This is a genomic window from Stenotrophomonas africana (genome assembly GCF_013004645.1).
Lineage (GTDB): Bacteria > Pseudomonadota > Gammaproteobacteria > Xanthomonadales > Xanthomonadaceae > Stenotrophomonas > Stenotrophomonas africana.
In genome coordinates, this window is the sequence record NZ_JABEME010000003.1 from 95,106 (window position 1) to 117,415 (window position 22,310).

At 61.3% G+C, this 22,310-nt stretch carries 28 protein-coding genes; 10 read left to right on the forward strand and 18 right to left on the reverse strand.

The annotated features are described in order from the left end of the window. Nucleotides 1-67 precede the first annotated feature (67 nt). From HLA98_RS06870 to HLA98_RS06915, 11 genes are all read right to left on the reverse strand, one after another. Nucleotides 68-1,387, reverse strand: coding sequence for a zonular occludens toxin domain-containing protein (locus HLA98_RS06870; protein ID WP_057501156.1), 1,320 nt, complete (start codon nt 1,385-1,387; stop codon nt 68-70). 1 nt (nt 1,388) lies between these two features. After that, complete coding sequence (locus tag HLA98_RS06875) at nt 1,389-1,736, reverse strand: phage coat protein (RefSeq protein ID WP_057501157.1); 348 nt, start codon at nt 1,734-1,736, stop codon at nt 1,389-1,391. After that, complete coding sequence (locus HLA98_RS06880; protein WP_129550524.1) at nt 1,733-2,710, reverse strand: hypothetical protein; 978 nt, start codon at nt 2,708-2,710, stop codon at nt 1,733-1,735. The genes HLA98_RS06875 and HLA98_RS06880 overlap by 4 nt, the downstream gene beginning before the upstream one ends. A gap of 67 nt (nt 2,711-2,777) precedes the next feature. Continuing rightward, a complete protein-coding gene (locus tag HLA98_RS06885; protein ID WP_160320756.1) occupies nt 2,778-2,927 on the reverse strand; it encodes a hypothetical protein in 150 nt (49 codons plus the stop codon). A gap of 59 nt (nt 2,928-2,986) precedes the next feature. After that, nucleotides 2,987-3,127 (reverse strand): hypothetical protein, encoded by a 141-nt coding sequence (locus HLA98_RS06890; RefSeq protein ID WP_049422023.1) that lies wholly within the window; start codon nt 3,125-3,127, stop codon nt 2,987-2,989. 35 nt (nt 3,128-3,162) lie between these two features. Further along, complete coding sequence (locus tag HLA98_RS06895; protein WP_049422019.1) at nt 3,163-3,414, reverse strand: hypothetical protein; 252 nt, start codon at nt 3,412-3,414, stop codon at nt 3,163-3,165. Between the two features lie 3 nt (nt 3,415-3,417). Further along, nucleotides 3,418-3,696, reverse strand: a complete 279-nt coding sequence (locus tag HLA98_RS06900; protein ID WP_057501158.1) for a single-stranded DNA-binding protein — start codon at nt 3,694-3,696, stop codon at nt 3,418-3,420. Further along, the gene (locus HLA98_RS06905; protein WP_057501159.1) at nt 3,678-4,733 is read right to left on the reverse strand and encodes a replication initiation factor domain-containing protein; all 1,056 of its coding nucleotides are present in this window, start codon (nt 4,731-4,733) and stop codon (nt 3,678-3,680) included. The genes HLA98_RS06900 and HLA98_RS06905 overlap by 19 nt, the downstream gene beginning before the upstream one ends. Further along, complete coding sequence (locus tag HLA98_RS21355) at nt 4,723-4,857, reverse strand: hypothetical protein (protein WP_265340558.1); 135 nt, start codon at nt 4,855-4,857, stop codon at nt 4,723-4,725. Before HLA98_RS21355 ends, HLA98_RS06905 begins: the two co-directional genes overlap by 11 nt. Continuing rightward, nucleotides 4,847-5,041 (reverse strand): hypothetical protein, encoded by a 195-nt coding sequence (locus HLA98_RS06910; protein ID WP_057501160.1) that lies wholly within the window; start codon nt 5,039-5,041, stop codon nt 4,847-4,849. The genes HLA98_RS21355 and HLA98_RS06910 overlap by 11 nt, the downstream gene beginning before the upstream one ends. Further along, nucleotides 5,034-5,318, reverse strand: coding sequence for a hypothetical protein (locus HLA98_RS06915; RefSeq protein WP_057501161.1), 285 nt, complete (start codon nt 5,316-5,318; stop codon nt 5,034-5,036). The genes HLA98_RS06910 and HLA98_RS06915 overlap by 8 nt, the downstream gene beginning before the upstream one ends. Before the next feature lie 41 nt (nt 5,319-5,359). On the opposite strand from HLA98_RS06915, the gene HLA98_RS06920 reads away from it, so the two are divergent. After that, entirely contained in the window at nt 5,360-6,112 is a 753-nt protein-coding gene (locus HLA98_RS06920) for a hypothetical protein (RefSeq protein ID WP_057501162.1), read from the forward strand. Between the two features lie 180 nt (nt 6,113-6,292). Then, a complete protein-coding gene (locus HLA98_RS06925; protein WP_057501163.1) occupies nt 6,293-6,703 on the forward strand; it encodes a DUF3693 domain-containing protein in 411 nt (136 codons plus the stop codon). 850 nt (nt 6,704-7,553) lie between these two features. Here HLA98_RS06925 and HLA98_RS06930 read toward each other — a convergent pair. From HLA98_RS06930 to HLA98_RS06940, 3 genes are all read right to left on the reverse strand, one after another. Then, nucleotides 7,554-8,294 (reverse strand): hypothetical protein, encoded by a 741-nt coding sequence (locus HLA98_RS06930; protein ID WP_129550523.1) that lies wholly within the window; start codon nt 8,292-8,294, stop codon nt 7,554-7,556. Nucleotides 8,295-9,068: 774 nt separating this feature from the next. Beyond that, nucleotides 9,069-9,674 (reverse strand): hypothetical protein, encoded by a 606-nt coding sequence (locus HLA98_RS06935; RefSeq protein WP_057499818.1) that lies wholly within the window; start codon nt 9,672-9,674, stop codon nt 9,069-9,071. A gap of 257 nt (nt 9,675-9,931) precedes the next feature. Next, nucleotides 9,932-10,789, reverse strand: a complete 858-nt coding sequence (locus HLA98_RS06940) for a hypothetical protein (RefSeq protein WP_057499819.1) — start codon at nt 10,787-10,789, stop codon at nt 9,932-9,934. A 165-nt stretch (nt 10,790-10,954) separates the two neighbouring features. Between HLA98_RS06940 and HLA98_RS06945 the strand changes: the two genes are divergently transcribed. The 3 genes from HLA98_RS06945 (at nt 10,955) to HLA98_RS21220 (ending at nt 12,997) form a co-directional block, all read left to right on the forward strand. Next, a complete protein-coding gene (locus HLA98_RS06945; protein WP_129550522.1) occupies nt 10,955-11,710 on the forward strand; it encodes a tetratricopeptide repeat protein in 756 nt (251 codons plus the stop codon). 459 nt (nt 11,711-12,169) lie between these two features. Then, nucleotides 12,170-12,526 (forward strand): hypothetical protein, encoded by a 357-nt coding sequence (locus HLA98_RS06950; protein WP_049450664.1) that lies wholly within the window; start codon nt 12,170-12,172, stop codon nt 12,524-12,526. Next, nucleotides 12,527-12,997 (forward strand): hypothetical protein, encoded by a 471-nt coding sequence (locus tag HLA98_RS21220; protein ID WP_057501760.1) that lies wholly within the window; start codon nt 12,527-12,529, stop codon nt 12,995-12,997. Nucleotides 12,998-13,014: 17 nt separating this feature from the next. Here HLA98_RS21220 and HLA98_RS06960 read toward each other — a convergent pair whose 3' ends face one another. From HLA98_RS06960 to HLA98_RS06970, 3 genes are all read right to left on the reverse strand, one after another. Next, complete coding sequence (locus HLA98_RS06960; protein ID WP_057501759.1) at nt 13,015-13,746, reverse strand: hypothetical protein; 732 nt, start codon at nt 13,744-13,746, stop codon at nt 13,015-13,017. A 79-nt stretch (nt 13,747-13,825) separates the two neighbouring features. Beyond that, nucleotides 13,826-14,302: a nuclear transport factor 2 family protein gene (locus tag HLA98_RS06965; RefSeq protein WP_057501758.1), complete on the reverse strand. Its 477-nt coding sequence runs from the start codon at nt 14,300-14,302 to the stop codon at nt 13,826-13,828. A 62-nt stretch (nt 14,303-14,364) separates the two neighbouring features. Further along, on the reverse strand, nt 14,365-14,934 hold the full coding sequence (locus tag HLA98_RS06970) for a TetR/AcrR family transcriptional regulator (protein WP_057501757.1): 570 nt from the start codon (nt 14,932-14,934) through the stop codon (nt 14,365-14,367). A gap of 168 nt (nt 14,935-15,102) precedes the next feature. Here HLA98_RS06970 and HLA98_RS06975 point away from each other — a divergent pair, with 168 nt between their 5' ends. Both HLA98_RS06975 and HLA98_RS06980 read left to right on the forward strand, forming a co-directional pair. Continuing rightward, nucleotides 15,103-16,056: an alpha/beta fold hydrolase gene (locus tag HLA98_RS06975; protein WP_057501756.1), complete on the forward strand. Its 954-nt coding sequence runs from the start codon at nt 15,103-15,105 to the stop codon at nt 16,054-16,056. Between the two features lie 829 nt (nt 16,057-16,885). Beyond that, nucleotides 16,886-18,391 carry a S1 family peptidase gene (locus HLA98_RS06980; RefSeq protein ID WP_057501755.1) on the forward strand — a complete coding sequence of 502 codons (1,506 nt, stop codon included), beginning with the start codon at nt 16,886-16,888 and terminating at the stop codon, nt 18,389-18,391. 13 nt (nt 18,392-18,404) lie between these two features. On the opposite strand, the gene HLA98_RS06985 is transcribed toward HLA98_RS06980, so the two are convergent. After that, complete coding sequence (locus HLA98_RS06985; RefSeq protein WP_057501754.1) at nt 18,405-21,056, reverse strand: excinuclease ABC subunit UvrA; 2,652 nt, start codon at nt 21,054-21,056, stop codon at nt 18,405-18,407. A gap of 178 nt (nt 21,057-21,234) precedes the next feature. On the opposite strand from HLA98_RS06985, the gene HLA98_RS06990 reads away from it, so the two are divergent. The 3 genes from HLA98_RS06990 to HLA98_RS07000 all read left to right on the forward strand — a co-directional run bounded on the left by HLA98_RS06990 (nt 21,235) and on the right by HLA98_RS07000 (nt 22,310). Next, nucleotides 21,235-21,513 carry a hypothetical protein gene (locus HLA98_RS06990; RefSeq protein ID WP_057501753.1) on the forward strand — a complete coding sequence of 93 codons (279 nt, stop codon included), beginning with the start codon at nt 21,235-21,237 and terminating at the stop codon, nt 21,511-21,513. 123 nt (nt 21,514-21,636) lie between these two features. Then, complete coding sequence (locus HLA98_RS06995; protein ID WP_080392938.1) at nt 21,637-21,891, forward strand: hypothetical protein; 255 nt, start codon at nt 21,637-21,639, stop codon at nt 21,889-21,891. After that, complete coding sequence (locus HLA98_RS07000) at nt 21,888-22,310, forward strand: low affinity iron permease family protein (RefSeq protein ID WP_057501751.1); 423 nt, start codon at nt 21,888-21,890, stop codon at nt 22,308-22,310. Before HLA98_RS06995 ends, HLA98_RS07000 begins: the two co-directional genes overlap by 4 nt.

A 22,310-nucleotide genomic window follows, 5' to 3' on the forward strand; every position in this document is an offset into this window, starting at 1 on the left:
CAAGTCGAATATCCATATTCCCCCCTTGTCTATAGAGGATGGTACTCGATAAACGTGACGCATCACGTCAGAAGCTCGGCGGGTAGGGCTTGGATTCCGGGAACGTGCCCATGGGGCGCTCACCTACGCGCACGATGGTGCCCCCGCTTCTTGCCGCCATGACCGCGCCCGCGCCGCCGCCGCTTCCACTCGCTACGCTCGCAGAATCAGCGGCAGCACGGTCACTGTCCAGGCGGTACAACGTTGGCTCTTCCTCGCGCCGGGGTGCTTCCCTCGGCCACGCTGTTGCGACCGTTTCAAACGAACCCGCCGTCAGGCGCACCCCGTATACGGCAACCCTCAGCCGGTAGCCCATCGCAATGAGGGCATCAAAGGTCAACTGATCGACGGTGTTCCCTGAGCCGTCGACCCATTCGACCATTCCCACCGAGCGCTCCCCGAACTGGGCGGTAAAGGCCAACCGAATCCGATTCGCCTGCGTCATGGCGGCCACATAGCGCTGCTCGACGGTCATCCCGGCCAGTGGATCGGCTGCGGGCACTGCAACGGCCGCGGCCGGCACAGCACCGGTGCTGATGGGCTTATGGGCGCCCTGCCCCTGCGTTGCCTTGGCGCCTGCCGGGGCTTCTACAGCAGCTTCCGGCTCATCGTCGCCCATCATCCTGATGAAGTAGCCGCCGAACGCCCAGATGCCAACCACAAGGCCCACGGCAGCAATGGCGATCTTGGGCGCAAGCTGCTTCCAGATGTTGGTACCGCCTTCCTCGTACACCTCTGCATTCTCTGCGCCGACCGCATAGCCGTGATACAGCGGATAGATGGCCGGATCGTACTTCAGCGTCTTGCCACCGACGACCTCGAATTTTCCCGGGCTGGTGGTGTGGTAATACGTGACCCGGTAGCGCGATTTCAGGCCTACGGCGGTGAGCTTCTGGAAGACGTTCTTGCGCTCGATACGCGCCCTCACCGCCTGATGCACGCGGTTGATCCACTGCGTCATGATCAGCACGTCGCCGCCGTTCTGGCCGATCAGCGCAAAGAAGTTCTCCACTTCTTCCGGCAACTGGTTGCGCTGTGCAACGTAGAACTCGTGCACCTCATCAATCACCACCAGTGCATCTTTGAACTCATCGGGGATGCGCCACTGACCGGTCTCCGGATGCCTGGAGCAGACGAACGTCGTTGCAACGTCCTTGGTTTCTACCAGCGTCAGCAGCTTGTGGACCTCATCCACGGGCATGTTCAAGTATTCGGCGATGCGCTCATGGTGCAAGCCATTGAGGCGCGCGAACACCCGGCGTCCCTTCTTTAGCGTGGGCAGGATGTGATTCTTGACCGCATCGTAGCTCTTGCCTGCGCGCGGTACGCCCTCGTTGAAAACTAGCATGTCACCACTTCCCCAAGGTCAGAATTTTACGGGTGATGAAGAACACGATCCCGAGCGATACCACGGTCATGCACTCGGGAATCTTGAAGATGTTGACGAACCACGCGATGGTCGGCCCTGCGTTTGCGAACAGGGTGCCAAGCTTGTACTCGGTCATGAATTCAGGCACGGGCAGCTTTTCCAGCGCATGTGCGGCTAAGTCCAGGACTTGTTCGATCGCGTACAGCACAAGATCACGGAAGAACTCAACGATGGCCGTCCACAGGCGTTCCACCTGCCTGCGGATGTACTCGGTCAGATCGTTGAGCCACCCGGCTTGCAGCGTCACGAATGCGATTAGGTTGATCATGTGAGCGCGATCTTGATTGCGTGGAAGGCGGCGAACGCGAGCAGCAGCCAGCCCAGCAGCTGAAGGATGGCGACGATCTCAGGCTTGCACAGGAAGTCGAACGTCATGGCGTCCCAATATGCCGTCGCCGGGAAAGTGAAGATCGGGCAAGAGGCGCTGACGCTGATCTCAAAAAAGCTCTTGGTAGCGTCAATGATCGGGGCCTTGCTGACGCGCTCGGCGAAGTCGTCGTAGAGCTTCTCGACGGTCTTGCCTTCCGACTCATATAGCGCATCACCGTCGCCCCCGGGTTGCCCCGGACCATCGCCATCACCTTCGCCGGGACCTGGGCCCGGACCGGGACCAGTACCGCCACCATCCCCTCCCCCGTCGTCGCCACCACCATCGCCATCCCCCGGCCCGGTACCGCCGCCACCATCACCGCCACCGGGATCGGTACCGCCTCCGCCATCCCCGCCCCCGTTGTCGCCACCACCGTCACCACCTCCCGGGTCAGTACCGCCGCCATCACCACCACCGGGATCGCCACCATCACCGGCGGGCGTCGGCGCAGGGGCGTCGCTTTCAGTGCAAGAGCCACCGGTTGGGTAATACGTGAAGCCCGACGGGCTCGATGGATCAAGGCTGCTGCTGTACATGCAGCCGGTGTGACAGACGTTGACGGTTGCAGCCGTCTCGCCACCCTGCCAGCCCATTTCATCTCCCCGCGTCTTGCAGCTGGTCGCCTTAGGCCAGCTGTAGAGGCCCCAGCCCACGCTGCGGCCGGTACGATCCCATGCGTCGTACCAGCCGGAGCCGTCGTTGCTGGGGGACTCATTGCAGCGCATGGGTTGCCAGTAGCTCGGCCCAGTCGCGATATCGGCCATGCACTTCGTATACGCCGCACCTTGATCCTGAAACGCCGCCGCCTGGGCGATGCCGGGCGCAAGCAGGAGGCATGCGGCAACTCCGAAATGGCTGAGGCGACGAATCACCCGCGAATCCCCATCACGACAGCGATGCCGCACAGCCCGCTGATGAATCCGGCGAATAGGCAAAGGATCATTTGCCGCCCCGCATTAGGAACAGTCGCGCCACCTTCGGGCCCGCCCACAGGCCGAACTTCAACTGCGCAATGACGGCGCAGCCGCCCAACACTGCAAGAGCCACCATGCCGACCTGCAGGCCGCCGATGATCATCTGATAGTCCATATCGCTCCCCTGAAATAGAAAGGGGAGGCATGGCCTCCCCTACCCCATCACTGCTCGGCTTACGACTTACCGAACAGACCCGCCACCTTGCGGCCACCCCACAGGGAGAAGCCGACCACGGCGATCAGGGCCAGACCACCACCGATGGCGGTCAGCGCGGCAGCGACCGACAGGCCGGTCAGAATCGATTCGAAATCCATGTAAATCCCCTTTCATTGATTGAGTTGATGGCGGCCTACGATTTGTCGAACACAGCTGCAACACGGCCACCGATGTGCGCAGCCAAGTACAAGGTCATGATCAGAATGAACGGCCCCGATGCCCATCCTGCGAGTACGTCTTTGTCCGGCACCTTGAACGCCTCGGCGAACATGGCGACAGAGGAAGCCTCTGCGCTGCTCATCAGCACATACCCCGTGCACTGATCGACGGGCTGACCGGTTGGGATCAGCGTTCCGTTCTCCCCTAAAGCAACGCAGAGGCTCATGACTTAGGTCTTCGATGCGGCCGGCGCAGCCTTGAACCCGATGGGGATCAAGTCCACGTAGCGCTTCAGCACCAGATCACCGTAGTCGCTCAGTCCGAAGGACTGCGGATCAATGTCGTACTCGCCAGCCGGGTACGGCGGACGCTGGCCGAGGCCGACGCGGAACGGCAGTTCGAAGCCGTTGCCCAGGTCGAGGCCAGCGGTCTGCGAACGATTGATGGTGTTGGTCTTGCTGTTGTGCCGCTCTTCGACGGCAGCGGACTTCACGCGGCAGATGGGCATAGTTCTTCCCTCACGAAACGATGGAGTGCGTCACCCTTGGCAATACCGCGAAAACGTCCGGGGTGACCGTCACGGACGATGCGGGCCTCGCAGAAGTCGGACCATGAATCTCCGAACGCTCCGCGCAGAACACTGAGGGCCGGGCCTACCTGACGCTCCATCCAGAGCACCATCGCCTCGGCAGATACTTCGACATGCTTGCGGATCGTGCGCAGTCGCGTGCACACGCCCTTGATGAGGTCATGCAATGCGCTGTACGAGCCGCGCAGGTACGCGCCCGGGTTCAACAGCACATCCAGCGGGATTTCCATGTGCTTGCCGTACAGGCGGACTTCGGCGCGCACCCAGCGCGAGGACGGCAGGCCCTCGGCCTTGCCCTTCTCGTACACGCACAGTTCCTTGTGGCCTTTGCCGCCGACGTACAGCGTGCAGCCGGTGTTGTGGCCTTCATCGGAGATGAAGCGATGACGCGGCGGGCAGCCGCCTTCGGTGAAGCCACCTTGCGCGGCAACCTCGCGGAGCGCATGCACGTCCAGGCGTTCGCCTTCGTAGTCGTCGTGCGCGCAGTCAACACGGGTAATCTTGGCGTCGAGCATGGAGCACTGCTTGTAGACGCGCGCCCAGTCACGAATCCATTTGCAACCCATCCCGGTGAGGCTCAGGCATACGGTGCTTTTCTTGCCACCGATGCCAACACGACCAACCACCTCGTTTTCCCGGTCGATCAGCACCGCCGACTGCTCGTAGAAGTTCCAGTTCTTCTCACGAATCGCACCGGCAACAACTTCGCCACGGAAACCGAAGATGCGGAACAGCAAGAGGTCGAGCTTCTTGCAGTTCACTTCCTCAAGGACAGAGAGCGGGACCACAATGGTCAGGTAGTCGATAATTGCGTCCTGCTGACCCTTTTGGCCCGTGTTACTCCCCGGGCCAATCTCCGCCGCCGCCCGCTGCCCCTTTTCACCGGGCGAAAGCGGGGAAAAGCCCCCTACCCCGCCCTCTACAGCCATCCTGAAACGAGCGCGATCAACGGCCATTGCCTGCCCCCTTTCCACGCAGTACGAACACCAGCGACCAATACAGACCGGTAAGCAGCGCACCGCCGATGAGGGCGACAACAAAGGGATCGCGGAAGAACTCGCAGACCTGATCAGCGGCCATATTCGACCTCGTACATGCGGCAGGCGCGGTCGTTACCGGCGATGCAGGCATTGCGAATTTCGCCGCGCTCGGCAGCGACTGCGTTCCAGTCAGCAGCGAACGCGGTGCCAATCCAGAAGCCAAGCGCCGCCCCGCAGACCATGAAGAGGACGAACGGAAGACCCCACCAATCGAACTTACGCACGGTGAGTCTCCTCAATCAGTTGCCGGAATTCCGGGCGAAGTGCGCGCAAATGCTTGCCTTGCTGCGATCGCACTGCCTGGAACGCGGCTTCTTCCTCAGCGGTCCAGCCTGTGGCGGCCAGTTCGGCGCGTGCCTCGGCTTCAAAGGCCGCTTCGCGTGCGCTACGACGGGCAGGCTCCCCGCGACGGTCGAGGTACCACGAAACGATGCGAGCGGCACCGATGGAGATGGCCGAAATGGCGCCGAGCAGCGCAAAGGCAAGAAGGGGCTCGGTCATGCCAGAATCCCCCCAATTGCATGGATGGAGATGGGAAAGGCATGGCACTCCAACTCAGGGAGATGGTGTCGGTCGGGACCGCAACGATCGTATCGTTGCTGACGTTCCTTTTCGGGATTTCCTTGTCCGCCTATCTGTATGTCGGCAGTACTATTCCTAACAAATGCTACGAGGCTGGAAGCGATGCCGATTGGTGGGCTGCTGCTGGCACCTGGATGATTGGAGTTGGGGCGATCATGTACTCGGCGAGAGAGCTGGGGATCAAGATCCATGAGCGGCGCGAAGCGAGAATGGCAGAGCTTTCCTCGGTACTTGCTCAGTACGCCGCTATTTCCTACACCGCCACTTCCGTAGCAGGCAGGGTCCGAAGCTTCCGCGATATGTTGGCTCGCGCGATAGAGATTGGGCAGCACGAAAGGCGACTTCCGTACGGGTTTGAAGCGTTCTATCTCGCGCCGATGAAGGATGCCCTCTCTGACATAACTTGGGACAGGAATATCTCGGTGCCGATTGGAATCGATGGGCTCAAGCGACTTGGCGCAGCCACGTACTACGCTGATCGGTGCAGGAGCTTGCTTTCGCTCATCATTGAGGAATCCAAAAGCGAAGGTGATTCGAGAGGGTTTGATTTGATTGTGTTGGCAAGGGAGTTCGAGGACCTTCTGGATCGACTGGCAAATGAGCTGACTGGAATCCCGGATGAGCTTCAGAAGGATGCTGCTCCAGCTCGAGACCTCATTGAGCGCCTGAGGGCGCGCATCGAGGAGGAAGATCGAGCGCTGCTTGGCGACTGAACTGGCGCGCCGGGAAGTAGTCACATCGGTGTGCTCCATTGATACATCACCCCTGCCCCAAACCCCCAAGGGAGCCCGCCAGCGGCCTTGGGGTGCCGATGGCGGGCGCAATCCAAGGCCCTTGGATCGCGGCTGTGATTCAATACCCTTGAATTCCAAAAATCAAGGGCCTTGGATCAAATGGACGTCAATTCCCTGCTCGACCAGGCGAAAGAGGCGTGTGGCGTTAGCTACGACAAGGACTTAGCGCCCCGCCTCGGCGTGCGGCCGTCTGCGATTAGCAACTATCGAAAGGGCGTTTCGCACCCAGATGCCGTGGTTTGCGCAACTCTGGCAGGCCTAACGGGCGTGCCGCTTGCCCGCGTACTAGGCGTAATCGGCGAGGCGCGAGCTATCAGCCGGGAAGAAAAGGCGGTCTGGCGCAAGCTCGCCGCCACCGCAATGGCCTTGTGTCTGGCTGTTGGCTTCGCCCTGCCCCACAAGGCGCAAGCTGCCGTCTCAGGATTTGAGAGCGCTCACGCTGTATACATTATGCGAAATCACGTATCCGCCGAATCTGGGCCTTTGTTGGGTCCGCGTGGCAATGGCTGATCGACATCGCAGACTTTTCCGCCCTCCCAACCCTGGAATTTGACCTTTGGAGGCAGAAATTCTGGGCGCGATGTGAATCGCTGCAGACAATTCCACTCTTAGGAAGGCGCATGGTTGAAATTCCAGCCGATAAGGAGACGCGGAGGCCTAGATTCTGCCAGGTTGCTTGAGCGCCTCCCTGAGCACCTCTTGAGCACAAGGCGCTCCAAGTCTGAGCGTCTCGAGACTTTGATGCCTGAGTGGCCAAGGGCGATCTGTGGATTCAGGACACATCTTCAACGGCTCTCTGGTTCAATGAGCGCGAAATCTGGCGATTCTTGGCGCCTTGGGTGCTTCAGATTTCAACGACCTGCACACTGGTGCACGCGCCGGCTCCTCTTGGTTGATCGGAGGGGCCGGGCGTCTTCTCAGTGGCTGTAGTGGCGAAGCGCCGTACGTCAATGCCCGAGGGCTTGAGACTCGGCAGGCATCAGTTCTTCAGCTGCTGGGCGAATACAATGAGTCTCCATTAAATGCCGCCGTTGCCAAGTGGATGTTGGTGATGATTCTGCGGAGGGAATGAGTTTCCCTTGTTTGAGGCAATCTCATCTCCGCACGATTCGCAGCGATATATTCCCGAGTTGGGGCAGTTTTCGCCGGGCTTATGCAGGCTGTCGTAGGCCGTATTGTTGCTCTGATTCAGGTACTTTTCGTACTTGTACTGTGCCATGTTTCATCTCCTCCTTGAATGGATGGCTGGTCAGGAACGAGGTTCATGTGATGTGCCGAAGCCCCTGCCCTTGATGTTAGTTCATTCTGGATCTCTCAGTGAATGAGTGCCAGTTTGGTTATTGGCTCGATGAGATTGCGACTAAGCGACCTTGAATCGAATTCCCTCGAGTACGACGGGCCGAAATGAGATCCGCTGGTTCACCTTGATGTTGTACAGAAACCCCTCGCACCAGCCGCCCCTTACTGTAATGGGAGTTACGCTGTGAATGGATCTTCTTCGAGAAATCCATCTGGCTAGTGTTGAAGGATCCCTGCCAATCAGTATGGGACTGATAAACTCCACTGTAGATCCAGTCTCCAGAGTGCTTACCCACGAGCCTAGGCATCGCATCCAAATGCGAAATCCCTCCAGCTCCAGTTTTCGTCGAACATCAGGATCTGCCTTCAGCTGTTGCCGGCGAACGCGCCAAGAGATTTCTAGGTGTGGCGAGTGCTCGCCCTTGCCATGTGCGGCCACTTTCAACAAGTACCCGGGCGTGCCGGTTTGAATCGGCGTGAAGTACTTCGAAAGCCGTCCGTAGAAGTATCCTGCGCCCGCTGTGGTGAGAAACAGGAATAGGTGCTTCTCATTTACGGAGATGCGATACCCATTCGACGGGTAGAATTGTGTGCACACAAATCCATCGCAACCCGCCGGCATCGAGGCGCTATACGCCCTGTCTGCCGCAATGTACGCAATAACCAGGATGGTGATGACGAGCCATTTATAGCAGTTCACTCGCTGGTCCAAAACGGGCTCCCAAGCGAGCTCTCCATAGCGTCGGCGCACGAGAAACGTGCTGAGGAAGCCTAGGGCTATTGGTGCCAGAAGCAGGAGCATGTCAACGGTTCGCTGTGTTATGTACATAGATGGGGGTGGTTGAATTGTCGGTCGGCCGAGGCTTGGGCGCTCTTCGAGCTCTGACATCGATCGGCGGCGTGGCGGCGTGTGGTTTTGCTGCCGGGTCGATATCGGCTGTATCGACCTGATACTTGAGCTGGCGATCAACGACTGCACCGATCCGTCCGGCGTCAGATCTCCCTGAGGCCGCATCTGGACTCGCGCCTTAAAGAGTTCTTTTTTAACGCATTCTTCTGATCTCTAGCTCGGTGCCAGTGCCGGTAGCGTTGATGACGACTCTTAGGCGACAGCAAGGTATGCACCTAATCAGCAGCCCCGGGGTAGTTGGCCCCTGGTTCGAGCATGGGTCGCGAGTCACGGTCTCTCGTGACCCTATCCATGAAGTGCTTGCTGCCCCAGCACGGGTATAGCCCCCTCCCGCCTCCCCCTCCCCCCCTTTCGGCTAATCCGACTCGCAGTAGACTGGGTGCGCCGTAGGGTTTGGCTGGGAATTGTGAATTTGTGCCGGGCGAAGAGGTGACCAGACTAGCCCTTAGGAAGTTGCGCGTTCGGCGCCGCCGATCGACAGTTCTAGAAATGCACGCAATCGCGACGCCGGCATTCGCAATCATCCGGCCACTGTCGTCAATCTGCGGGATGTGGTGAGTCGGCGCAAACAGCGGTCGGCGGTGGCGATGGCTGGCCCTGACGCCGAGACACCAGGGGCCGAGACCTCACCGGTGCGTGTGAGGCGCTTTCGTAGGGGCGCCGCCCCTACGCCCCTCTGCAGCCGCCGTTGAGCCATGCCCAATTGTCTGTTAGCAGGCCGCTCAAGAGCCAAAGTGTCGCGTACACAGCAGCTACGAGGCCGAAGAGTGACAGGATTTGGATGGCACGAATCTGCCACCGTGGTGCAACAGGCAACAAGTCGACCGTGATTGGCCGGGCTACGGTTTCCTTACTCCTGACGGAAAGGACATTCGGCAGGGTATTGTTCACGGCGACCATCTCAAACCATAGCTCGTCCTTCGGGGATAGCGTGGGGAGAGATATCGCAATTCGGCCATGTGCAATTTCAGTGATGGAGAACGGTCGCGGCGGCCAGAGATTAAGTGACTGGGGAGAATAGTTCAGAACGATCTCGATTTCGCTCAGGGGCACCTTGCCCGTATTGCTGATGAAGAATGATCCAACTGTTAGATGCGGCCTTTGATCCGTCACATTTCCGTCTGCATCTGTGAAGGGCGGCAGGATGTGACTTATCGAAGCCCTTGGTCCCCACCCCATCGAAGTCTTAGGCTTCGCCGCAAGCTTTCCAATCAAGCCGAAAAGTCCAACCAGTATCGAAGCAATCTCCTTGCTGTAGTCAAGAATCGACATCCGTCCTTTCCCCTGCCCGCTCAAGTTGTTCGCATGATAAACGGCGGTCCGCTCCCCGCGCTGGTTCGAACAGACTAGAATGCGCTAAGGACGCCTTGGGGGGGGGGGTACGTATGGACCCCGAACGACACGAACCAACCTTTAGCGCCCCTGATCTGCATGACGTGCAGTTTCGCGCGGGGAGGGGGGCGACCAGCCCGGCAGAAGGAGCCTGCGTCACCCTGGCTCTACATCGGCGTAAGCGCCGCATTAGTTCACTAATCATCGAATCTGAGCTTGAAGCTGTTCTTCCTCGCCAGTGCTAATCGCAGATCATCCCAGTTCAGCAGGAGGGGAACTGCCTCCACTACCGAGTGGTCATGGTAATGGCATGATTCGAGGCCTATGCCTGTCGCCGATGCATGACCCTTGAACTGCTGCGCCTGTCCGTAGTCGGCGATAGCCGCCTCAACAGTCTGACGACTAGATTCAACATGGTCATTGACCAGCGAGCGCAGCGAAAGGTGAATTCCATTCACCTCCCGCATGTACTCGCGCAGGATTCTTCTGAGATAGATCCTGTCTGGAGTTTCATCGAGGATGGACTTTTTGAACTTCCCTCGGTCAGCCACGATCCTGTCCTTAGATGCATACAGCCCGTGCTCGCCCCTCCCGCCCTCTTGCCCGTCCACGGGGAGAGCGCGATGCTGGGATCGATCACGCAGTTGGCAGGTCAGGCGGTAGGCAAGGCAGTTGTCATAGGCGGCAGCTGCTAGATGCTTGGCTTGCCGGGCAAATTCGCCTTCTTCACCGAATGATTTGAAGTCACGTGCCACTTGGTCCATGTACGTCTTGCCACTGGTAAATAGATTGATGACGTGTCGATTGGCCTCCATTAGAAGGGCATCGCCAGTCTCATAGCTCCAGTCCTTGCGTAGCTCACTTCGCAGATGTGCTACGGCGCAAAACTCCTCGAACGCCAGGAAGTTGCCCATAAGTAGCTCGTAGCGCCGCTCAAAGGATCCCGCGTCAATGAGGCAATGCCGTGCGTTTGCCAAGGCAACGTGGCGATCTTGGCTGATCTCTAGGATCGTCTGGGGCCCAATATGCGCGCCCCGTAGCTGATAGATATCCATGTATCCCCTTCCATCAAGACAGCCCCAACACATTCAGCGTTCTGCCTCGTGACATGGCAGATTGCAATCCAATTAACGTGACGCGTCACGCCCAATCGCCCACCCATTGGCGCCCCACCCCTCCCCCACTATAGTTCCACCCCTCACAAGGACGAGGCGGCGCGCATGCCCTATATCGGAATCGGACTCCACGTACTGGCAGCCATCTACTTCGCGGTGCACGCCATCCGCTCAGGCCAGAGCCTCTACTGGCTCATCCTGCTCTTCTCGTTCCCGCTGCTCGGCAGCGTCGTCTACTTCCTGGCGATCTACTTTCCGGAAGTCCGTCACTCGCGCGGTGCCCGGCAGGTCGTCCGCTCCGCCAGGCAGCTCATGGACCCGGGCCAGGACCTTCGCAATGCCCGTACCGAACTGGCGCGCACGCCCACCGTGCAGAATCGGGTTCGCCTGGGCAGGACGTTGCTGGATGCCGGCCAGGCCGAGGAAGCCAGAACCCTGCTTGAGCAGGCCGCCAGCTCGCCACTGGGCGACGATCCCTACATCCTGACCGGCCTGGCACGTGCGCGCCTCGAGTCCGGGCAGCCCGCGCTTGCGGTGGAGATGCTGGACGGCATGTTCGCCCGCCATCCGGATGTGCGCCGCAAGCCGGAACAAACCCTGCTTTACGCGCAGGCACTGGCGGCTGACCGAGCGCCCGGCACCCGTGCCGCGTTCGAGCGAGCCGTGGAATGCGGAAACGATGCGGCCGCTCGCTGCCTGTACGCCGAATGGTTGATGGCGCAGCCGCAGCCCGACGATCATGAGCAAGCCCGCAGCCTGTTCGCCAGCATCATCGACGATGCGCAGCACTGGTCGCGCCACGCGCGCAGCCACAATGCCGCATGGTTGGAGCGGACCAAGGTCGCGTTGAAGGGCTACTGACGCCTGGCAGCCTTTGGCAATCCTGTCGCATCCGCCTCGCTCACGGCCTCGCCGGGCGGATGCCGACAGCGCGCAGGACTGCACCATCGACATCGCCGATAGCCTTGCGGCGCAAGGCTCCAGCTTCATTGCGCCGCATGCAACGATTCTGAAAACGTTGAAAGTGGTGTCGGCATCAGCCCTACTGCGTTGGCATCGCGCACAGCCAGGCGTATTCCTGTTCATGCCACCGAAAACGGGTGGCCGAGGCCTCGAAATCCTCGGTTGTGCAAGAGAAGTATGCGCTTGCCAGCCGGCACCACGCTCGGTGGTGCCGGCTGGCAATCCGTCGGCCGGCTATGGCGGGCGGTGCGTGGGGGCCTTGTGCCCGCCGGGAAGATTGCACACCGGATTTCGAGCCCCGCACCGTCCGCCACCTTTATCGGTGGCGGCTTCTGCATGCACGCAAGGAGCCCAGCCATGACCAAGCCCCACTCCCCTGCCCCGCACCCGATCAATGACGCGCCCGCAAACGGCCCCGACCTGGATCCGAACACCCTCATCGCCCTGCTGCACAGCATCGGCTCCGGCGCCGCTTCCGATGGTCAGCCGTGGCCGGAACGCCATCAGATGCCCGGTCGACGCATCGCCCTGGCGGATACCGACTGCTCGCTGGCTGGCCTTCGCGTGGTGCTGGAGATTCTGCTGGCCGCGGAGCGCGCCCGCGAGAACGGCGAGCTGGAGCAATACGTTGGCCCGCGGGTGATGGAGGGTCTGATCATGGCCGGACTCGGCCTCACCGCACACGCAAGTACGCGGCTGCATCCGGAGGGCTGAGTGGCGCGGCGCCGCTGGGCCGCCACGGTGCTTTGCCTCGCAGCGGTGGTTGCGGCGCAGATTCAGTGGCCGGTGCCGCCGGTGCCTGAGCAGTTCGCGTTCCAGAGCATCCCCGACGATCGCTTTTCACTGCTCCGCCGACAGGCAAGGCAGTTTGTGGAAGCGCGGCCACGGCAGGGCTTTGAGTTCGTTGAGAAGCGCGGAGGCGCCGTTTTACAGATCTACTGCAGGGGCGTTCCGGTGTTGTGGCTGGAGAGGCGCTCGCACTATCTGCTCCTGCAGGTTTCACTGGACGCCCGGCAGCGGGCGCCCGACGTTGTGCGGTTCCGGGCACTTCTTCAATGGCAGATGGAACCGTTGGACTATCTGGAACAAGTGTTGGCGGGTGTGCCGGAGCCTGTTTTGATGGATCGGGTGCTGCAGGCTGTTGCTGGCGAGGTGACTGATGGGGCGCGGTGTGGCGCGCAGTAGTCGAGCATGCCTCGACTCTACAAAGGCGTTGGCTGGGAGGGTTCGGGTTCGTGGATCGAGCCCTCCAACAAGGCAACGTAGGTGTCCAGCCGGGTGCGTAGGCTGATCAGCATCCAGCCCGCAAGGTAGAGCAGCACAAGCATGTAGATCAGGAATGCGCCTGCCATGCCTACATCGAAGGCTCCTGCCCAGTCGCCCCATCTCCATTTGCGGAACTGCAGGAATAGCGCAATCAGCAGCGGGAACGGTCCAAGGCGCTGCAACCCGCCGTACATCAAGCCCATACGCTCGATCATGCTGTTGCGCAGGTGGCTGACATACTTGAGGCGGCGCTCGCGCTCGATCCTGGGGAAACTGCGCAGTTCGGTGACCACGGCGTACCAACGGGAAAACTCGAAATCCATTTCTTTCGAGTGTGACAGCCGGGGTTGAGTGAATTGGCGGATTCCTCGGTGGGCTCCAATGAGCACGCCTATAACGAACCCACCAATCTCCACTGCCAGGCATATCCTGACCACCAACAGCGTCATGGTCAGCGGCAGCCACCGGTCCGGAAGTTGGCTGCAGAGAATGCCGATGACTGCGGCCGCTATGGCAACACGAAACGCCCACGTCTCCACCCTGCCCGCCTTCGGGTAGATGCTGTGCTCAACCAGCACCTGCACCCGCTGGTAGAGCCAGTGGAACGTCAGTTCCTGCGAATCGGTCTTTGCCGGCGGATCGAATCCGCCTCCTGCCTGCATGTCCATTGCGCCCCCTGCCCGCCGACGCGGATGCCGGCCGCCCCATCGTACCCGAGCGCGCTTCGGGTGGCGCGTCAGCGGGGAATCACATACCCAGCTCAGACAACCCCGGGTGATCATCCGGGCGACGCCCCAGTGGCCAATGGAACTTGCGGTCGCTTTCCTTGATCGGCAGGTCGTTGATGCACGAGAAGCGGCGCTGCATCAGGCCATCCTCTCCGAACTCCCAGTTCTCGTTGCCATAGGAACGGAACCAGTTGCCGGAGTCGTCGTGCCATTCGTACGCGTAGCGGACAGCAATGCGGTTTTCGGTAAAGGCCCAGAGCTCCTTGATCAGGCGGTACTCAAGCTCCTTGTTCCATTTGCGTGCCAGAAACTGGCGGGCTTCTTCCCGGCCGTTGGTGAACTCGGCGCGGTTACGCCACTGGGTGTCGAGCGAATAGGCAAGCGACACCTTGTCGGCATCGCGGGTGTTCCAGCCATCCTCGGCAAGGCGCACCTTCTGCGTCGCCGATTCAAGGGTGAACGGAGGAAGCGGCGGACGGGGTTGTTCTGCGGACACGGGGAGACCTCCAATCGAGATGGATACATGAAGTGCTTCAAAGGATCTGGCGTACCCAGGCGCTAACGCCTGGCCTGTTCCAACAACAGCTTCGCGACATCCTTCGCGGTGTCTGCGGCGCCGTAATCACCCATCACGCGCGACAGGGTGATGGCGCCTTCCATCAGGATCAGCAGCTGACGGGCCAGGTCCGCCGGCTGCTCCACATCCAGTTGCTCGGTAAGTTCCAGCGTGTAATCGAGCAGCTTCTGTTTGTGATCACGCGCGATCTGCCGGACCGGATCGGCAGGGTCGCCGACCTCGCCCGCGGTATTGATGAACGCACACCCGCGATAGCCCTCGGACTGGAACCAATCCTTGAGCACGGTGAACAGGCCGAGGATGCGTGCTTCCGGAGTGTCCGCCTTCTCGCACTCCTGCCGGAACCAGGCCAGCCAACGCACATCGCGGGCCCTCAGCGCAGCAGCGGCCACGTCGTCCTTGTTCTCGAAATGGCGATAGATGCTCTTCCGCGCCACGCCGGAGGTCTTCACCAACAGGTCCATGCCGGTGGCGTGGATCCCGTTCTGGTAGATCAGCGCCTCGGCCGTGGCCAGGATCTTCTGTTGGGTATCGGTGGTGGTCTTGCTCATGGCTACAAGGTAGAACGATCATTCTCCCGCGTCAACAGGCGACGGCGGGCGATTCGTACGCGCACATCCGTGCAAGACGATCTATCAAGAAATCCGGACAGTTCATCACCCGAACGCCTGATTCCAGGCGCAAAGTACGTCTCACCACCCACCCATGAGAGTTCCCGCATGAATACCTTCGCCCGCTCACTGGCCGCTGCCGCCCTCGCCCTCTCGGTCCAGGCCGGCCTGTCCGCGCAGGCCGCCGAACCGGCCAAGCCGGTGGCGGTCACCGCCATCGCGCGCACCGCCAGCTACATCACCACCGCCGATGGCGTGCAGCTGTACTACAAGGACTGGGGCCCGAAGGACGGCCCGGTCGTGACCTTCAGCCACGGCTGGCCGTTGAACTCGGACAGCTGGGAATCGCAGATGCTCTTCCTGGCCAATCATGGCTACCGCGTGATCGCACATGACCGCCGCGGCCACGGCCGTTCCAGCCAGCCGTGGGAGGGCAACGACATGGATCACTACGCCGATGACCTGGCCACGGTGATCAATACGCTGGACCTGCACGATGTCACCCTGGTGGGCTTCTCCACCGGCGGCGGCGAGGTGGCGCGCTACATCGGCCGGCATGGCACCGGGCGGGTGAAGAAGGCCGTGCTGATCAGCTCGGTGCCGCCGTTCATGCTGAAGACCGCCGACAACCCGAACGGGCTGCCGATCGAAGTGTTCGATGGCATCCGCAAGGCGCAGTTGGATAACCGCGCCCAGCTTTACAAGGACATCCCGTCCGGCCCGTTCTATGGCTTCAACCGCCCGGGTGCGAAGGTGTCGCAGGCGCTGATCGATGCGTGGTGGGCGCAAGGCATGCAGGGCGGCCACAAGAACACCTACGATTCGATCGCCGCGTTCTCGGCCACCGACTTCCGCGCCGACCTGAAGAAGTTCGATGTGCCTACCCTGGTGATCCACGGTGATGACGATCAGATCGTGCCGATCGATATCTCCGGCCGCCAATCGGCAAAGCTCATCAAGGGCGCCAGGCTGATTGTCTACCCGGGCGCGCCGCACGGCCTGACCGATACCCACAAGGACAAGGTCAACCAGGACCTGCTGACGTTCCTGCAGGAAAAGTGAGCAACAGGGGCTCCGGCACTGCGCCGGAGCCAGTCCCATACCAGAGTGTCTCTACCCTGGTGCGTGCCCCTTCCCGGCCAGACTCGGCCTTGCGCGGATTCAGCGGGTGCGGGATTTCATCAAGATCCGGCTGCAAGGACTTGAAAATGGCAATAGAAGAACCTCGGCTGCTGCTGGCAATCCCCCGCCCCCTGCTTCGCATGATAAACATGCGTTACAGGGATTGCGGGGCAATCTGAAAGTGCGCGTTCGTGAAAGTGGTCACGGTTAATGGCGGGGAAAGTCAATACCTTCAAGTCCACTGCAACCTAATTGCTGATAATGCGATTGAATTCCAGGCGGGCCAACAATCGGTTGTGACATGGAGGTGGGGGATGTGCATGGTCTCTGGCAGCTCTTCAGCAAAGCTTGCGGCTCTACTCTTTCTGATAACCACCTGCGGCGCATCCGCGACCCCGTCGGCAAGCGCCAAGGATGCCCGATCACTGGTACTTGTCACGCTCTCGCCTGCCCAAAGTGGGGTCCTTGCAACTGGACTGCTCAAGGGGGTGCTGAAACCAATCAATGGTTGTGTCTACTTCGTGGACCCAGGTGGCACGGCATATCTTGCAGCATGGCCACATGGCTACACGCTGGCCATGAAAGGAGGCGCACCCATAGGGGTGCAGGACGTACGATCTGGCGGGATGGTGGAATTCGGGATCGCTGCATCATTCGGAGGGGGGCATGGCGGCGAACTGCTCCGTTCGAGTCTGGCTGCGAGCATCCCGGCGGGCTGCACGGGCCCACTCATGACGATTCACTTGATGCGTCAGGCAAAGGAGCAGCCATGATCCATCTGCGCACGAAATCCGTGCGCGCCCTGGCAGTGTCCGCCCTCGGTGCGTTCACATTCTCCCTGCACGGCCAGCCGATAACTGGCAACCCCACGGCATACACCTATTCGCGAACCTTCAATGTATCTGAGGCCGAAGCGAAATACAGGTCGATGAAATCGATCTCTGCGGCAGCGCTGGAAGCCAGGATTCAGACCTCTGAGCCGGACACGTTTGGCGGCATGTACGTTGAGCATAGGCCAGAATTCAAGATCGTAGTGCTGTTCACGAAGAAGCCGAGAGAGACCTTGGCAAAGTACACGCAGGATCCTGTTTTTACCGGTCGCACTTCCGCTCAATCGCTCGAAATGCTCTTGGCGACCCAGGCGGAGGCGGAGGCCCAGCTTCTGGTAAAGAATGTTGGGTTCGAGTCCGGTGTCGATATCAAGCAGTCCATTGTGACCTTCTACGTGAAGGATGAGGCGGCCGCCAGGCGCGCACTCCGGCCACTGCTGGGCGCTGTTGATTTCGTGGCGATCAAGCAGGTGAAAGGCTTTACGGTAACTACCGCGATCTCCGGCGGCCATAAGCTGACCGGCACTGCCTTCAACTGCACCACTGGCTTCAACGTCTTCGACGCAGATCGCGAGCTTGGTGTCGTCACGGCCGGTCACTGTGACAATGCGCTGACCTATCAGGGCATTGCCGCGCCTCTCGTTTTCCAGAGCGAGCAGAACGAGGGCGACTACGATGTCCAGTGGCATAAGGAGCCGTCCAGAGGCCCACGCCAGGCGCAGAAGAATGAAATCACCCTGATCAATGGTCCGTCGCAGACGCTCGAAATAACCAGCACACTCCCGTCCAGTTCGATGCATGTGGGGGATGTGATCTGCAAGAGTGGCATTCACGGTCACTACGCATGCGGGACCATTGAGGATATGAACTCAAGGTCCAATCATAATGGAGCCATAGGCAGGTACATTCGTGCGCGCAACCTGTCCCCAAGCCCTCTCAGCGTCGAAGGTGACAGCGGCGGCCCGGTCTTTTCGCACAATGCGGCCGTCGGCGTCATTCACGGCCGGGGTGGTGAAGACACGGGATTTGAGAATGACCTGTTCTACATGCCCATCGAGCGGGTTTCAGTGCTTGGCGTTTCCGTATTGACGGAGGCCTTCAAAATTACCGGCATCGCAGATCGCACAGAGAATTATTTCAGGCCATTTTCCGTTCCGGTTGCGTACAAGGGAGTTCCCAAGTTCCCAATAGAGTTGACACTGGAGCGCCCCGTGTGCCCGAGCGGGCCCTGCGAACCGGCAACGGAAATGTTGCCGGACAAGATGCCTTCCCCGCTCAACTACACATGGACCTGCTTCTATCCCATCGTGCTCTACCCGCCCCCGGTCATCCCACCGCCGCCTCTGACCTGGAGGGAGCGGGTCACGCTGAAGGACGCATCAGGAATCACTGCCGAACCAGTTGAGTACAACCTGCACTGCAGTGGATGTCCTGATTGCCCATAGACTCGCAATGGCTTTACCGGCCCTGCCCAAGCTCCTTCGCAAGGAACGGCGCTGTCCTGCTGCCCTTGGCGCGCGCCACCTGCTGCGGCGTGCCCTTCGCCACGATGGTGCCACCTGCCCCGCCCGCGCCGGGCCCGACATCAATCACCCAGTCCGCCTGTGCGACAGAACGCATATCGTGCTCGATCATCACCACGGTGTTTCCCGCGTCCACCAGCCGCTGCAACTGCACCAGCAGCCGGTCTGCGTCCGACGCATGCAGGCCGGTAGTCGGTTCATCCAACACATACAGCGTGCGCCCACGCTGGCTGCGCTGCAGCTCGGTCGCCAGCTTGATGCGTTGCGCCTCACCGCCTGACAGTTCCGTGGCCGGCTGGCCCAGCCGCAGGTAGCCCAGGCCGATCTCCTGCAACAACTGCAGCGTTCGGGCAACGGCCTCTTCTTCGGCGAAGAACGCCTGCGCCTGGTCGACCGTCATCTGCAGGACATCGGCGATGTTGCGGCCGTTCCACAGCACCTTCAGCGTGGCCTCGTTGTAGCGCGCACCGTGACAGGTGGGGCATGGCGCATAGACGCTGGGCATGAACAGCAGTTCGACGCTGACAAAACCCTCGCCTTCGCAGGTCTCGCACCGGCCCTTGGCCACATTGAACGAGAAGCGGCCCGCGTCGAAACGGCGGCGGCGCGCATCGGACGTTGCGGCAAACAGCTTGCGCACGTGATCGAACAGGCCGGTATAGGTCGCCAGGTTGGAGCGTGGCGTGCGGCCGATGGGCTTTTGGTCCACCTGCACCACGCGTTGAATGGCGTCCACATCGCCGGCCAGCTGGCCGCGCGTGGCTTCGATCACGGTGGGTCCGTCGGTTGGCGCGCTGTCGGTGCTGTCGTCCACGGGCTCATGCCCCAAGTGCAGCAGCACCAGCTCGGGCAGTGCCTGCGCCATCAGGCTGGACTTGCCCGACCCCGAAATGCCGGTCACGGCCGTCAGCAACCCCAGCGGCACCTGCGCGTCCACGCCCTGCAGGTTGTGGCGATGGATGCCCTCCAGTTCCAGCCAGCTGCTGGCACTGCGCTGCCGGCTGGCAGGCGCAGGCACCTGGTCGAACAGGTGCCGGGCCGTGCGCGAATCCTGAATCTGGCGCAGCCCGTCGGGCTCACCACTATAGAGAATCCGCCCGCCGTGCTCACCCGCCTGCGGTCCCACATCCACCAGCCACTGCGCGCGGCGCATCAGCTCCAGATCGTGTTCGACCACGAACACCGAGTTGCCACCATCGCGCAGCCGTTCCAGTGCGTCGTACAGCGACTGGCTGTCAGCCGGGTGCAGGCCGGCCGAGGGCTCGTCGAGCACGTACAGCACGCCAAACAGCAACGAGCTGAGCTGGGTGGCCAGCCGCAGGCGCTGCAGTTCGCCTGCCGACAGCGTGGGCGTGGCGCGATCCAGCGAGAGATACCCCAGGCCCAGCCCGCGCAGCTGCCGTACCCGCGCCATGACCCCACCCGCCAGTCGCTGCGCTGCGAGGCGCTTTTCTTCTGACAGGGCCGAGGTCAGCCGAACGTCGGGGGCGCCTTCGTGGGTCGCACGGCCACTTGCGGCCCGCCGGGCGCGATCGCGCGGTGTTGCATTCCTGCTGGTACGTGCGCCCTTGCTGTGTGCGCCGAAGTCGCCTTGCGCGATGGGCTCCAGAAGCTCCGCCAGTTGATCCAGTGGCAGCCGCATGAACTCGCCGATATCCACGCCGGCAAAGCGGACCGAGAGTGCCTCCGGCTTCAGGCGCTTTCCGTGGCACGCCGGGCACAACCGCCCTTCCATGTATCGCGAAACGCGCTTGCGCATCAATGCGCTCTGGGTGTTGGCAAAGGTGTGCAGCACATAGCGGCGCGCGCCGGTGTACGTACCCATGTAGCTGGGCTCCTGCTTGCGCTTCAGCGCGGCACGGGTTTCGGCGGGGGTAAAACCGGCATAGACCGGCACGCTGGGCGCTTCCTCGGTGAACAGGATCCAGTCCCGGTCCTTCTTTGGCAGCTTCTTCCACGGCACGTCGATGTCGTAGCCCAGCGTGACCAGGATGTCGCGCAGGTTCTGGCCATGCCAAGCCGGTGGCCAGGAGGCGATGGCGCGCTCGCGGATGCTCAGCGACGGGTCCGGAACCATCAGCGCTTCGGTCACCTCGTAGACATGCCCCAGGCCGTGGCAGGTACTACAGGCGCCCTGTGGCGTATTGGGCGAAAAGTCCTCGGCATACAGCATGGGCTGGTTGGCCGGATAGGCGCCTGCGCGGGAGTACATCATGCGCACCAGGCTGGACAGCGTGGTCACGCTGCCCACCGTTGAGCGCGCGTTGCTGGCACCGCGCTGCTGCTGCAGGGCCACCGCTGGTGGCAGCCCGTCGATGGCATCGACGTCGGGTACGCCGGCCTGGTCGATCAGGCGGCGTGCATAGGGCGCAACGGACTCGAAGTAGCGCCGCTGCGCCTCGGCGAAGACGGTACCGAAAGCCAGCGAGGACTTTCCCGAACCCGAGACGCCGGAAAACACCACCAGCGCATTGCGTGGAATGGAGACGTCGACATTCTTCAGGTTGTGCTCGCGTGCGCCGCGGATCTCGATGCAGCCGCCGGCTGCGGCTGCGCATGACGACTCACCAAAGGGGGTGTTGGACATCTCGGCATTCCTGGATTCGGTGGGCGGGTCGCGCGTGGCACGACCGGTAGCCCATTCTCGCTGCTGCGGAGTGAATGGTGTGCGGGCACCTTAGGCGGAATGCTGCCTTCACTTTTCCTTCGTACGCCGTTTCGCGACCACGGGCTAGCGTGAGGCGTCTACACGACCGGAGGCCGTCATGCACCCTGATGTACTTGGCTGGGCCGCCACGGCGGTACTGATGGCCACCTTGATCCGGCAGATGGTGAAGCAATGGCAGGCGCCGAACCCGGAAGCGGTATCGAAGTGGCTGTTCGTGGGTCAGATGACCGCGTCCGCGCTCTTTACGGTTTACAGCGCAATGCTGGGCAGCACCGTCTTCGTGGTTACCAATGCGATGCTGCTGTTGACGGCCGTGGTGGGCCAGGTGATGGCCTGGCGGCGCCACGGTCGTCGCCAAGCTCCCCCGCCCTGTTGATTGTTAACGGGTGTTGCCTGAAGGTTTGACGCCACGTTGCCCTGCCCTTGATGGGCCCGCTCGCAAGGCACACCTATGCTGGGTCCGCCACCTGAGGGGTGGTGATCAACCTGGAGATTCACCATGCAACGCGATCAGAAAGACCTCCCCCACCCGGATGCGGAAGCGCAGCACACCGATCCTGTCACTCCTCTGCAGGCTAAGCTGCATAACCATCGCAATCATGACGAAGCGCTGCAGGAAACCTTCCCTGCCAGTGACCCGATCTCGCCCTTCGTCGCTGCGCCAACGCCGGAAGAGCAGGCCAAGCGCCTTGGGGAGCGGATCAAACTGCCAGACCGCCGAACGGATGAGGAGGCCGCAGGAGGTGAGCAATGATCCGGCGCGGCTTTGCCCGCGTCGCGGCCGCAACGGCGCGACTGTCCGGCAGCCTGGGCGCATTCGTTGCGGCGCTCGGTGTGATCATCACCTGGGCCGCCAGCGGGCCGGCCTTCCACTTCAATGACACCTGGCAGCTTGTGGTGAACACGGGAACGACCATCGTGACGTTCCTGATGGTGTTCCTGATCCAGCATACGCAGAACGCCGATACGGCCGCGCTGCACATCAAACTGGATGAACTGATCCGGGTCAGCAAGGATGCCAACCAGGAGCTGTTGAACCTGGAGGCGATGGAGCCTACCCATCTTGAAGAGATACGCCAGCGCTACGAGGCACTGGCGAAGACCGCTGCAGACATCAAGTCGAAAAAGGAGCGCTGCATGCCCTGCGATGCGAACGCGGCCGCCGAAGCATGA